This window comes from Aeromonas sp. R4-3 (assembly GCF_040908275.1).
In the GTDB taxonomy this organism is placed as follows: Bacteria; Pseudomonadota; Gammaproteobacteria; order Enterobacterales; family Aeromonadaceae; genus Aeromonas; species Aeromonas rivipollensis.
Genome location: NZ_JBFODK010000027.1, coordinates 1 through 13,212, shown reverse-complemented (window position 1 = coordinate 13,212; position 13,212 = coordinate 1). Strand labels below are relative to the sequence as shown.

The following is a 13,212-nucleotide window of genomic DNA, read 5'->3' as shown; positions in this document are numbered from 1 at the left end:
AAAATAGACTTGGTGTGGACTCAATGTTGCCTTGTTATTGGCCTGGTTGAGAGTTCAAAAAATAATTGGAGAGCTGTATGTCGGTTGTAGAAGCATCATCCACAGGTGGAGTGATAGAGGGGGTGGATCCTTTTGTATTAACCTCCCTTGAGGCGATGCGAAAGAAGTTATTGGATCTCACCTCTCGCAATCGTCTGCTCAACTTTCCCCTCACCAATAAAGGTTCCGCACTGCGTATTGTTGATGAGCTGCCAGAGCAGCTCTATGAAACACTCTGCGCGGAAGTCGCAATGGAGTTTGCGCCAGTCCCTGAACCAACCCGCCAACAACTGTTGGAGCATGGCTATCTGAAGGTTGGTGAGGATGGTAAGGATGCCCAGCTAAGGGCCCTTCCGACGGCCAAGGATTGGGCACAGGTTTTGGGGATCAGCACCGAATTCGATTTACCCACTGGACAGCGGGTGCCTGCCTCAGAAGTAAACCGGCCACTGCTGGAGCAGGCCCATGAGTTTATCTATCAATATGGCCAGGCTAGAGATGGAAAACTGACCGGTATTCGGACCCAGTACGCTAAACAAGGCCTCAATTTGTCAGAACTGACCACAGCCTGCAACCTGGCGGGTTATGAAGGGCTTGAGGACTTTGAACGTCAGGCCAAGATAGGTAAGGCGCTCACTATATCGCCATCCTACCCCGGTCATGACGATAAGCGGATACAGGTTCTGCTCTTCCCCGGAGAGCTTGAGGCGCGTCTGCGGGCCATCCACAATAAGGCTCAAACGGCCATAGAAGAGAGTGGCGCCAACATCCTGTATTTGGCGCTGGGGTTCCTCGAATGGTACGAGAGCGATACTTCGGATAAAGCACGCTTTGCCCCCTTGTTCACCATCCCTGTGCGATGTGAGCGTGGCAAGCTGGATCCCAAGGATGGCCTCTACAAATACCAGATCCATTACACGGGTGAAGATATCTTGCCCAATCTCTCCTTGAAGGAGAAATTACAGGCTGACTTTGGGTTGGCCCTTCCTCTGTTTGACGAGGAGCAGACACCTGAGTCCTATCTCGCTGCGGTGACCAAAGTCGTTGGCAAACATAAACCCAGGTGGTCGGTGAAACGCTACGGGGCGCTGAGCTTGCTCAATTTTGGCAAGATGATGATGTATCTGGATCTCGATCCTGCTCGTTGGCCTCAGGACAAACGCAACATCTTGTCTCATGAGGTTATCCGTCGCTTTTTCACCAGTCAGGGGGGCGGCGAAAACAATGCCGACTCAACAGGTGGATTAAGCCAACATGAGTATTGCATCGATAGTTACCCTGAGATCCATGACAAGATCCCGCTGATCGATGATGCGGATAGTTCGCAACACAGCGCCTTGATCGATGCCATCCATGGGAAAAATCTGGTCATTGAAGGACCTCCCGGCAGCGGCAAATCACAGACGATTACCAACTTGATTGCTGCGGCCCTGCTCAATGGCAAGAAGGTGCTGTTCGTGGCAGAGAAAATGGCGGCCTTGGAGGTCGTCAAGCGTCGTCTGGATCGTGCCGGTCTGGGTGAGTTCTGCTTGGAGTTGCACAGCCACAAGACGCATAAGCGTAAGGTGCTGGAGGATATTGAAGCCCGCATGATGCGTCAGGCAACAATGCCGACGACGGAAGAGATTGACGCCCAGATTACGCGTTATGAAGAGCTCAAGAGGCAGCTCAATGAGTATGCTGCATTGATAAACACCCCTTGGGAGCTCACGGGAAGGACTATCCATCAGATACTGAGTGGTGCGACGCGCTATCGCAACAAATTGGATATCGATGCAACAGTACTCCACATTGAGAACTTTTCCGGTAAAAAACTGGACAAGGTGACTCAGTTACGACTGAGCGACCAAGTGGTGGAGTTTAGCCGCATCTACAAGGAGGTGCGGGAGCAGGTGGGGGCCGATGCAGAAATATATGAGCACCCTTGGAGTGGTGTGAATAACACCCAAATCCAGCTGTTTGATAGCGCTCGTATAGTTGATTTGTTACAAGCTTGGCAGGCGTCAATCCTCCATTTCCATCATCATTATCAGGGTTTTTTAGACAAATGGGCTCTGGAAGGTGAGAGTCTCGATAAGCTCGCCCATATTGAGCAACTGGTACAGGATCAGAGACATCTACCTGCCTTGAACGGATCGGAATTATTCGCCGCTCTTCCCGGGTTGGATACTTCGGATGCGATAGCACGCGTTCGTCACTATCTGGCGAGATTTGACACCCTTCAAGGCTACTATGACACCTTGAGTCAAGCCATTGAACCCGAGAAGCTCCGTCTGCTGGAACGAGGTGAGCCATGTGATTTTCCCCGTGAGGAGCTGGCAAAGTACGGTGTTGCTGAACATTTCTCTCTTCGTGACTTGATCAAGTGGCTCGAGTCTGTTCGATGCATCGAAGATGAGTTGTCATCCCTCTCTGGTCAGCTGAGCGACTTCAAGAGTGCGTTACCTGACAGCCTCTCTGCACACATCGATGATACCCAGTCTGGCTTGGTATTCTGTGCCGAATTACTGTCTATTGTGGGGGCCTTGCCGGCAGAGCTCATCAGGGTACGTGACCCACTGTTTGATGATGATGGCCTCGATGCTGTACTGCTCGAGCTGGCTCAGCAGATTGAAGAGTTGCGTCCCCTCAGGGATAACTTGTCCGAGCTGTATCAGTTGGACAGACTACCGTCCCAAGAGCAACTTGCTCGTGCTGTTGCGATTATTCAGCAGGGTGGTTTCTTCTCATGGTTCAAGAGTGATTGGCGTAGTGCCAAGGCCTTGCTCACAGGGTTGTCTCGACAGCCAGGAACCAAGCTTGCCGAGTTGAAACGTTGGTCAACCAACCTGGTGAAGTACACGGAGTTACTGCAGAGGTTTGAGCAAAGAGCCTTCGGTAATCAACTCGGCAACGCATACCGTGGACTGGACACGGATTGCGCGCAGTTGATGCAATTGCGCGATTGGTACAAGCAGGTCCGCGCTTGTTACGGCATCGGCTTTGGAAAGCGGGTAGCGATAGGCTCTGATGTGATGGCTCTGGATGGCGAAATCATTAAAGGCGTCCATCAGATCGAGAAGTCACAGTTCAGCGCGAAAATAATGGCCTTGGTGAAACAGGCAGAAAATGAGGCCAAGTTGCTGCCGCGCATTGCCCACCAACTGAAAGATCATCCTGTCTGGCTAGGTGAACAGGGAGCATTGAGACAGGTTTGCCAACAAGTGCAAGCGACGCTGACTGCTTTGCAGGGATGGTTTGTCAACACAGAGGTGTCGCTGGGTCAGATGACACATTTCTCCGATCTCTTGCAAAAAATGTCTGCCTTGCAGATTGACCTTGAAAATAAGAAACCGGAGTTGGGTGTTTTTGCGCAATCAGTCCCGTTGGCTTTTGGGTTGAATAAAGATAACCGACAGGCACTAACCATTATCGGCGACACGCTGAATCTGGCTGATCAACTGGTTGGAAACATAAAGTGTGCCTCTTTGGCCACCAGGATCAGGCATCTGGATAATGCGAGCGAGTATGCGTTACTTTGCCGTGATGGTGTTGAAGTTGGCTTGCAATGGCATGACCAGGAGCAACATGCTGCGCGATTTGCACAAGAAACAATGTTGGATAACGGCCAGTGGCTCAAGTCGACAGACTGTTCACTGGGCGCATTGCTGGAGCGGAACGAAAAGGCGATTCAACAGCCTCGCTGGTTGAATGGGTGGGTCAACTTTATCCGTTGCTACGAACAGATGCAGGAACGCGGATTGCAGCGGATCTGGTCTGCAGTCCTTGCCGGAACACTCCCTGTGGAGAAGGTTGAACTGGGTTTGGCTTTGGCACTCCATGACCAGTTGGCTCGAGAGGTTATTCAGGCCCACCCTGAATTGGTGAGGATCTCCGGTACCCAACGCAATGCCTTGCAAGCATCGTTCAAGGAGTACGACAAAAAGCTGATTACGTTGCAGCGTCAGCGCATTGCTGCGCAGATTGCTCGTCGCCATGTCCCGGAGGGGAACGCGGGAGGTAAGAAGAGCGAATACACCGAGTTGGCACTGATCAAAAATGAGTTGGGCAAAAAAGCCAGACATATTCCAATCCGGCAGTTGGTCAACCGAGCCTGCAGTGCTCTGGTTGCTATAAAACCCTGCTTCATGATGGGGCCAATGTCCGCAGCTCATTACCTTGAACCTGGACGGATGGAATTCGACTTGGTGGTGATGGATGAAGCATCTCAGGTAAAGCCAGAGGATGCGTTGGGAGTTATCGCCAGGGGCAAGCAATTGGTGGTGGTGGGTGATCCCAAGCAGTTGCCGCCAACCAGTTTCTTTGATCGAAGTGTGGATAGTGAGGATGACGATGATGCCGCCGCGCTCAGCGATACGGACAGTATCCTGGATGCCGCATTGCCGCTGTTCCCCATGCGGCGTTTGCGTTGGCACTATCGTTCCCGGCACGAGAAATTGATCGCCTACTCCAACCGCCATTTTTATAACAGCGATCTGGTGATATTCCCCTCTCCTTATGCGGAGTCTCCGGAGTATGGGATCAAATTTACCTATGTCTCGAAAGGACGTTTTTCCAACCAGCATAACATTGAAGAGGCGCAGGCCGTGGCAGAGGCGGTGCTTCATCATGCGCAGCACAGACCGGGTGAATCACTCGGTGTAGTTGCGATGAGTTCAAAACAGCGCGATCAGATCGAACGCGCTATTGATGAACTGCGCCGCAGTAGGCCGGAAGTCGATAGTGCTATCAATGGTTTGTATGACATGGAGGAGCCGCTTTTCATTAAGAACCTTGAGAACGTGCAGGGTGACGAACGTGATGTGATCTTTATTTCCTTTACCTATGGACCTGCTGAACATGGTGGGAAGGTATATCAACGCTTTGGGCCAATAAATTCCGATGTAGGCTGGCGTCGTCTGAACGTACTCTTTACTCGTTCGAAGAAGCGGATGCATGTCTTCAGCTCGATGCGCTCAGAGGATGTGCTGACGAGTGAGACCAGTAAACTTGGAGTCGTCTCTTTGCAAGGTTTCCTTCAGTTTGCTAAAAAAGGAACATTGGACTCACAAATCACCCATACAGGGAAGGCACCAGATAGCGACTTCGAAGTAGCCGTAATGGAGGCGCTTAGGAAAGCCGGATTCGAGTGTGAGCCTCAGGTTGGGGTGGCCGGATTCTTTATTGATTTGGCGGTGAAAGACCCTGGTTGCCCAGGTCGCTACTTGATGGGGATTGAGTGTGATGGTGCTGCCTATCACTCTGCAAAATCGGCCCGAGACAGGGACCGACTACGTCAAGAGGTACTGGAACGTTTGGGTTGGAGAATTAGCCGTATCTGGTCCACAGACTGGTTCAGTAATCCTGACGAGGTGCTCTCCCCAATTATCCGGAAACTCCATCAGCTCAAGACGTTGGAACCTGAGGTTACAGTGCCTTCATATGAGTATATGGAGGAGAGCGAGCCTTCTGCAGAGGCAGAGGATCACCAAGAGACATCTCCTATACCAGAGCTGGGACTCAAGGAACAGCTTCGGTATTTTGCCAAGCATGTCATCGAGGTAGCGCTACCGGATGTTGATGATGATCGCCGTTTGTTGCGACCAGCCATGCTCGAAGCCTTGCTTGAGCATCAGCCTCTATCACGTTCCGAGTTTGTTGAGCGGATACCACACTACCTGCGACAAGCAACAGATGTGCATGAGGCTCAACGTTTCCTTGATCAGGTATTGGCATTAATTGATGGCGCTGATATGGAAGCTGATGATGCAACGTTCGAGCCTGAGTTGGCATAAGCAGAGGTAATTAGAACAGTGACAACTGTCGGTCAACGTGAACGCGCCACCCAACAGCGGGTAGTCCAGTTTTTTATTGAGGAGCTGGGCTATCGCTATCTGGGCGACTGGCATATCCGTTCCAACAATCGCAATGTTGAGCCCGCCTTGCTGACCAGTTGGTTGGCCGGGCACGGTGTGGATGAGGCGCTTATTCCCCGGGTGCTGCGCCAGCTGGAGCGTACCGCCAGCTTGGGGGAGGGGCGCCAGCTCTATGATGCCAACAAAGAGGTCTACCGCCTGCTGCGCTACGGCGTGAAGGAGAAGGCTGGTGCGGGCGAGCAGAATCAGACCGTCTGGCTGGTGGATTGGGATAATCCGCAAACCAACGACTTCGCCATCGCCGAGGAGGTGACGGTCGCGGGTGAGAACACCAAACGACCGGATCTGGTGCTCTACGTAAACGGGATTGCGCTTGGGGTGATTGAGCTCAAGCGGTCCACCGTCTCTATCGGTGAGGGGATCCGGCAGAGCCTCGACAACCAGCAGCAAGACTTTATCCGCAACTTCTTCACCACCCAGCAGTTGATCATGGCGGGTAACGATAGCCAAGGGGTGCGCTATGGCACCATTGAAACTCCTGAGAAGTACTATCTGGAGTGGAAGGAGGCCGATGGCATACAGGAGGGCAATCTGCTGGATCGCCACCTGACTCAGTTGTGCGACAAGGAGCGCTTTCTTGAGCTTATTCACGACTTTATCGTGTTTGATAGCGGGGTGAAGAAAACCTGTCGCCATAATCAGTACTTTGGCATCAAGGCAGCCAAAGGGTTCATAGAGCGCCGTGAAGGGGGGATCATCTGGCATACCCAGGGCAGTGGCAAGAGTCTGACCATGGTGTGGCTGGCCAAGTGGATCCGCGAGAATGTACCGGATAGCCGGGTGTTAATCATCACTGACCGCACCGAACTCGATGAGCAGATTGAGAAGGTGTTCGCCGGGGTGGAAGAGGAGATCCTGCGTACCAAAAGTGGTGCTGATTTGGTACGTCGCCTTAACGAGGCGCAACCATGGCTGCTCTGTTCTTTGGTGCATAAATTTGGCCGCCATACCGATGATGAAGAGAGCGATCTTGATGGCGATGAGTTTATCGATGAGCTCAAGGCTAGCCTGCCGGCGGACTTCGTCCCCAAGGGTAATCTCTTCGTGCTTGTGGACGAGTGCCACCGTACCCAGTCCGGCAAGTTGCATGGAGCCATGAAGAGCATATTGCCCGAGGCGCTCTGCATCGGTTTTACCGGTACGCCGCTGATGAAGAAGGACAAGAAGAAGTCGGTGGAGGTGTTTGGCCCCTACATCCACACCTACAAGTTTGACGAGGCGGTAAGCGATGGGGTGGTGTTGGACTTGCGCTACGAGGCTCGCGACATCGATCAGCGGGTCAAATCTCAGGCCAAGGTGGATGAATGGTTTGAGGTGAAGACTCGGGCGCTTTCCCGGCTTGGTCGCCAGCAACTCAAGGAGAAGTGGGCCTCGATGCAGAAGCTGCTGTCGAGCCGCTCGCGCCTTGATCAAATCGTGGCCGATATCCTGCTTGATTTTGATCGCAAGCCCCGCCTGGCCGATGGTCGCGGCAATGCCATGCTGGTTTGTTCCAGTGTCTATCAGGCCTGCAAGAGCTATGAGCTGTTCAGTCAGGCCGGCTTTGCCGACAAGTGTGCCATCATCACCAGCTATCAACCCAATGCCAGTACCATCAAGGGTGAGGAGACTGGCGAGGGGCTGACCGAGAAGCTGGCGAAGTATCAGATCTATCGCAAAATGCTGGCACGTTTTTTTGAGCAGAGCGAGGACGAGGCCGGCAAGCGGGTGGAGGAGTTTGAGAAAACAGTCAAACAGCGCTTTATCAAGGAGCCGGGTCGGATGCGGCTACTGATTGTCGTGGACAAGCTGTTGACTGGTTTCGATGCGCCATCGGCGACCTACCTTTACATCGATAAAAAGATGGCCGAACACAACCTTTTTCAGGCTATCTGCCGGGTCAACCGGCTCGATGGGGCCGACAAGGATTATGGCTACATCGTCGATTACAAGGACCTGTTTCGTTCCTTAGAGAAAACCGTCAAGGATTACACCGCCGAGGCGTTCGAGGGATACGACAAGGAGGATGTGGCCGGTCTGCTTAAAGATCGATTGGCACAAGGCAAGCAAGATCTTGATGATGCCTTGGAGGCGGTACGCACCCTGTGTGAGCCGGTCAAGGCACCGCGCGAAGAGTTGGATTATCAGCACTACTTTTGCTGTACGCCAGGCGCCGATGAGGATGAACTGCTCGACAAGGAGGCACTGCGCCTGACCCTCTATCAGTTCGTTGCCAAGTTGATCCGGGCGTTCACTACGCTGGCCGGCGAGCTGGAGGAGGCGGGCTACAGTACCAGTCAGGCTGCGGCTATCCGCCGCGAGGTGGAGCACTACACCAAGGTGCGTGACATGATCAAAGTTGCCAGCAGTGATCACGTCGATATGAAACAGTTCGAGCCAGCGATGCGGCAGATGTTGGATCTCTATGTCGATGCCGACCCCAGCGAAACCCTGATGGACTTCGAGGAGCTGGGACTGCTGGAGCTGATCATCGAACGGGGAACTGAAGCGCTCGATGGTGCACCAGAGGGGCTGCGCAAAGACCCTGAAGCCATGGCTGAGGCCATCGAAAACAACGTGCGGCGCACCATAGTCGATGAGAACCCGGTGAACCCCAAGTACTACGAGAAAATGTCGGTTCTGTTAAACGAGCTGATAGAGTTGCGGCGCTCTCAGGCCATCTCCTACCAGGAGTATCTGGAGAAGGTGCGTGAGCTGGCCATCAAGGTGAAGCGGCCAGCCAGTGGTGGGGCAGGGGCTTATCCTGCCAGTATCGATACCTCTGCCAAGCGGGCTCTCTATGACAATCTGGGCAAGGATGAGTTGCTGGTGGCCAAGATTGATACCGCCGTGCGCTACACCAAGAAAGCGGACTGGTATGGGGATCGCTTCAAGGAGCGGGAGATTGCCTTTGCCATCGCTGAAGAGGTCAAGGGGTATGATGTGAAGGTTGCGGATGTGATGACCCTGGTAAAAGCCCAGCCGGAGTACCATTGATGGCGTTGGTTACCTTTGGTGAGCTGACTGTCGAGTTGCAGCGCAAAGGCATCAAAAATCTGCACATCAATGTGCTGCCCCCTGATGGACGGGTGCGTGTATCCGCTCCTGCTTCTTTGTCAGATACCGCCATTCGAGTTGCAGTGGTGAGAAGACTTGCTTGGATTCGACAGCAGCAGGCTGCGTTTGTTGCACAGCCGCGTCAGAGCGAGCGCAAGATGTGTAGCGGAGAGACTCACTATCTTTGGGGGCGAGGCTACCGATTGGATGTGATCCCGACCGAGGGCACCCACAGCGTCAAGCTGCAGGGTGGCTGGATCCGTATGCGGGTGCCTGCACACTATGACGCAGACCGCCGCGAGGTGTTGCTCCTTGAGTGGTACCGCCAGTTGCTACGCCAGCGCTTGCCAGATCTTATCGCCAAGTGGCAGGAGACGTTAAAGGTGTCACCTTCCTTTGTGGGTATCAAACGCATGAAGACCATGTGGGGTAGCTGCAAAACAGATACTGCTCGCATTTGGATTAACCTCGAGTTGGTCAAGAAGCCCCCTGAATGTCTGGAATTTATTGTTGTTCACGAGATGGTGCATCTTTTAGAGCGAAAACATAACCAGCGATTTATCTCCCTGATGGATTTGTACTTGCCAAATTGGCGAGAGCACCGAGAGAAGCTAAACAAAATGCCGCTGGCGTTTAACCGGTGGGGGTATTAAATGTTTCTTTATGACCCATCGCAGTTTATCGAATGGCTTGGTTTCCCTTCACAAGGGGAATTTTTTCGAGGCGTGTTTACTTCCCCTAGCATAAATAAAGACAAGCTGTATCCTCCATGTGCCAAAACACTAAACAAGTATTTTTTATCATCAGGGGATGAGTGCCACAGTACTCAGTCAGAAAAACTCATCCAAAGATTGAAGGATATCTCAGTGGCTAGGGGTGTTAGTGCTGATTTTTTTGATACGCCATCTGAACCCATACTAATATCGCAATTTGCCATTCGTTATAAATGGCCAAGCATATTCAAAGGTCTTCAAATTACAGGCTATTACCCACAAACGTGTGCGCAAGCAGAATGCTTCCTATGTGAGTTGCAGATTTTATTGGATAGCCTAGATGGTCTTGGTGGGAGAAGTCGAGCCAAGAAAGTTTTAGAGAACGACTGGCTGAGAGCTAGTCTAATGGAGTTGAATGTAGAGTCGCGAGTCAATGATATAGATTTTAACATGGGGCCTGAACAAAACAGGGTCCTGTTTAGAACTCTACATTATTTCAATATATATCTTTTTATTAAGATGCTAGCGGCGTTTGATGCTGATTTTAACCGCCATGTGTCGATGGAACACAAGCAATCGATATTTCTTAAAATGATGCCCACATCCCCACTAGATAAGTGGGTGCCTCATAGGTCTGGATTGTTTGAACCTCTTCTGAAACGTTTTGTATCCAAGTCAATAGGCTATCAGGCTTTTGCCAAGTACGCGGGTTGCAATGAAGATTCTATCGCAACCAGTTTACGTCAGTTTTATGCAAGAAAACGAAATCTAAAATTTAAAACGGTTAGAGAATGGTTACGTGGAGCACTTGAAGAGTTAGCCAAGACAGAAGATTTTGATGTCGAGGAAGTTCTTCACTATTGTGAGCCGATGTGGGGCGTAGCGGATATATTATCTGGATGGATTCATGTAACGGGTGATCCAGAGCTGGATCATGAAGTTGTTACATGTTTTAGCCATTATAATCGCTTTTATAATGAAGCTATCGGCAGCAGGGAGCCATAGGCTCCCTGAAAAAGTCATTCATCATCTTCATCATCAGGGCGCTCATCGTAGCCCCGACTCTGCCAGTAGGCATCGTGCTCGGGGTTTAATTGACGCGAGCGGTTATCGTCGTCATCTTTTTTAGACATGTTGTTTCCTTACTTTTTAGTTTCCGGTTTTGGCGGGGTGACTGCAGTGGTTTTTTGTGCACGAGCGGTGAAACTGTCTTTACTCACACCACCTCCGTTACTCCGCGCTTCAGCACTATGGATACGGGATACGGCTTCTGTGGTCATGGATTTTTTGTTGTTGCTCATCATAGATCTCCTTGTCATCTCCAGTGGATGTACTGGATAGCGACAATGTATGAAAAACGAAGCCATCTAACAGGGGGCAAAAAATGGAAATTTCTGTAGGGTATGGTGTAGAGGGGAGTTGGAATGCCGAGATGTAGTGGCCGAAAAATTGACTATGTGTTTAGCCTATGTCAGGTGATAACTAGATCTGTGCGGCCTGTGTTCACCACCTTTTTGCCTGTTTACGTAAGAGTTCGCTAGGTTTAACAGGTCTGGATAATGTGTTCACGGGAATGCAGTATTGATGAATTTCGTATCTATTTTCTATGGTATGATTATGTTTTATTTATATTTTTTATTAAAAATAAAAAGAGAGGTTTAATTTATGTTTTCTAACCAGCTTAACTTTATTTAACTGTCAGCGTTAATCTGATAGCTAAATAAAATGGTTATCCGCCGGGTTGTAACAAATAAGTTCATGTGAGCCATCTCTCAATATTATTTAATATGGTTCTCTATATGGTGATTAATCACCCTGAAATAAAGATGTATAAGCCGTAAATGAAGGGGGGAGTGAAAAAATGTGCTTTTTGAGCATCTATCAAGGTGGTGTCGAAGACTTCATATTATGCATAGCAAAGCATCCATGATGACAAGGTTCCATTGAGACCCTTCAGGGTGGCCTGGTTATAATTAATGGTATCCCATTGTACTCTCGTTGGACAATGCTTGGAGGTGAGTGTTGGAGTGGTGTATTTTGCATAAATACTCACTTTAACCTCATCTTTTAATAGGTTTCGTGAGTTATCTGTGTAGCAGGCAGCTTCAGCAAGGCGTTGTGTAGAAGTGTCTGCCATTATATGGCAGCGCCAAATGCTAATTGCCATATTGTGGCACGGATTTTTGACATTGAGATAGTGGTTTCATTAACCTAACAGATTGTTTTTTAAGGTTCTATTTTTTAATTAGTAGGGTTTGTGTACATGATAAAATCATAGATGTAAGAATGCAAAAACCTAGAAAAATTTCCGATATAAATTGCCATATTATGGCAATGCCCCTTCATATGCCATCACGCAAACCTTGTCATTAACCAGCATTGAGGATGGTATTTTAATGGTCGTGGCGTGGCTTATGGATTTTATATTGCTGCGTAATATTTTGTCCACGATGGGGAGGGGAGCCCACGATTTTCTTGTTTATATTTATTGGTTGGTAGTCTGGTTATATTTTTTAGAGGGCTGTGTAGTGGTCAACTAAATCCGGACACTGTGTTAAGCCGATTTTCGGCCTTCACTGGCGATACCCCATTATTGTGTTGATGCGGTCGCCGCCAGTTGTAGTCATCCATCAGGTAATAGCTGATATTCCGCTTCGTCTCCCGCAGGTTCATATATCCCGTTGTCGGGAGCCACTCTGACTTCAGGCTCCCATCGGCGCGTTATCCCAGCAGTTGCCACGCCGACTCATGCTCTGGGTCATGCGATAGCGCCACAGTCGTTGCCGAAATGCCCAGTTGCCATATTGGCTGCCCTGGTCGGAGTGACACAGCACGCCTGATGGGCAACCCCGCTGCTGATAGGCCATCTCCAGTGCTTTGATGGCCAGCTCTGCATCAGGCTTATCAGACATCGCCCAGCCCACGACCCTCCGGGTATGCAGGTCGAGCACTGCGGCCAGGTAATACCAGCGACACGCGGCCCAGACGTAGGTGATATCACAACACCACACCTGATTGGCTTGCTGAACATCAAATTCACGGGCCAGCAGATTGGGGATATCCGGTCGCTCAGACCGGGCGACCTGATAGCGATGGGCGCCCGGTTGCTTGGATACCAGACCGGCTTCCTTCATCAGACTGCGCACTTTGAATCGGCCAATCTAATGCCCCAGCTCTCGCATCATCGACATCAAGGCGCGGCTGCCCGCTGAGTTGCGGCTTTCTTTTAACAAACGGCGCAACTCGCTGCGTTGCTGCATCCGCTCACGGTTAATCGTCCGCTTGCGGGTCAGATAGTCGTAAAAACAGGATGTTGGAACATCGAAAGCGCAGCAGACCAGAGTGATGGGGGCTTGCTCTCTTAATCGGTCTATCAGCGCGTACGTGTGAACTCGTCCGTCATCAAGAGAGCCGTAGCCTTCCTAAGAAACACCCTCGATTGCCTGTAGGGTGAAACCAAACTCGGCGGCCCGACGGTGCAATCCCTTGACCACCCGATCGCGGTACTG

General features: G+C 50.8%; 5 protein-coding genes and 1 pseudogene. 4 read left to right on the top strand and 2 right to left on the bottom strand.

The genetic code is table 11. The features are described from left to right. Nucleotides 1-77 precede the first annotated feature (77 nt). From hhe to AB5Y91_RS07730, 4 genes are read left to right on the top strand one after another with little or no spacing between them, the layout of a single operon-like run. Entirely contained in the window at nucleotides 78-5,813 is a 5,736-nt protein-coding gene (hhe, locus tag AB5Y91_RS07745) for a DUF4011 domain-containing anti-phage protein Hhe (protein ID WP_368169464.1), read from the top strand. Between the two features lie 18 nt (nucleotides 5,814-5,831). Continuing rightward, the gene (locus tag AB5Y91_RS07740) at nucleotides 5,832-8,930 is read left to right on the top strand and encodes a type I restriction endonuclease subunit R (RefSeq protein WP_303809522.1); all 3,099 of its coding nucleotides are present in this window, start codon (nucleotides 5,832-5,834) and stop codon (nucleotides 8,928-8,930) included. After that, nucleotides 8,930-9,643, top strand: a complete 714-nt coding sequence (locus AB5Y91_RS07735; protein ID WP_303809524.1) for a M48 family metallopeptidase — start codon at nucleotides 8,930-8,932, stop codon at nucleotides 9,641-9,643. The genes AB5Y91_RS07740 and AB5Y91_RS07735 overlap by 1 nt, the downstream gene beginning before the upstream one ends. Next, on the top strand, nucleotides 9,644-10,708 hold the full coding sequence (locus AB5Y91_RS07730; RefSeq protein WP_303809526.1) for a hypothetical protein: 1,065 nt from the start codon (nucleotides 9,644-9,646) through the stop codon (nucleotides 10,706-10,708). 137 nt (nucleotides 10,709-10,845) lie between these two features. Here AB5Y91_RS07730 and AB5Y91_RS07725 read toward each other — a convergent pair whose 3' ends face one another. Further along, complete coding sequence (locus AB5Y91_RS07725) at nucleotides 10,846-11,004, bottom strand: hypothetical protein (RefSeq protein WP_368169463.1); 159 nt, start codon at nucleotides 11,002-11,004, stop codon at nucleotides 10,846-10,848. Between the two features lie 1,231 nt (nucleotides 11,005-12,235). Further along, nucleotides 12,236-13,125 (bottom strand): annotated as a pseudogene (locus AB5Y91_RS07720) (IS3 family transposase); the annotation flags it as partial. Nucleotides 13,126-13,212 lie beyond the last annotated feature (87 nt).

Coding starts and splice junctions, on each gene's coding strand:
- hhe (WP_368169464.1), top strand. CDS start 78: ATGTCGGTTGTAGAAGCATCATCCACAGGTGGAGTGATAGAGGGGGTG.
- AB5Y91_RS07735 (WP_303809524.1), top strand. CDS start 8,930: ATGGCGTTGGTTACCTTTGGTGAGCTGACTGTCGAGTTGCAGCGCAAA.
- AB5Y91_RS07730 (WP_303809526.1), top strand. CDS start 9,644: ATGTTTCTTTATGACCCATCGCAGTTTATCGAATGGCTTGGTTTCCCT.
- AB5Y91_RS07725 (WP_368169463.1), bottom strand. CDS start 11,004: ATGAGCAACAACAAAAAATCCATGACCACAGAAGCCGTATCCCGTATC.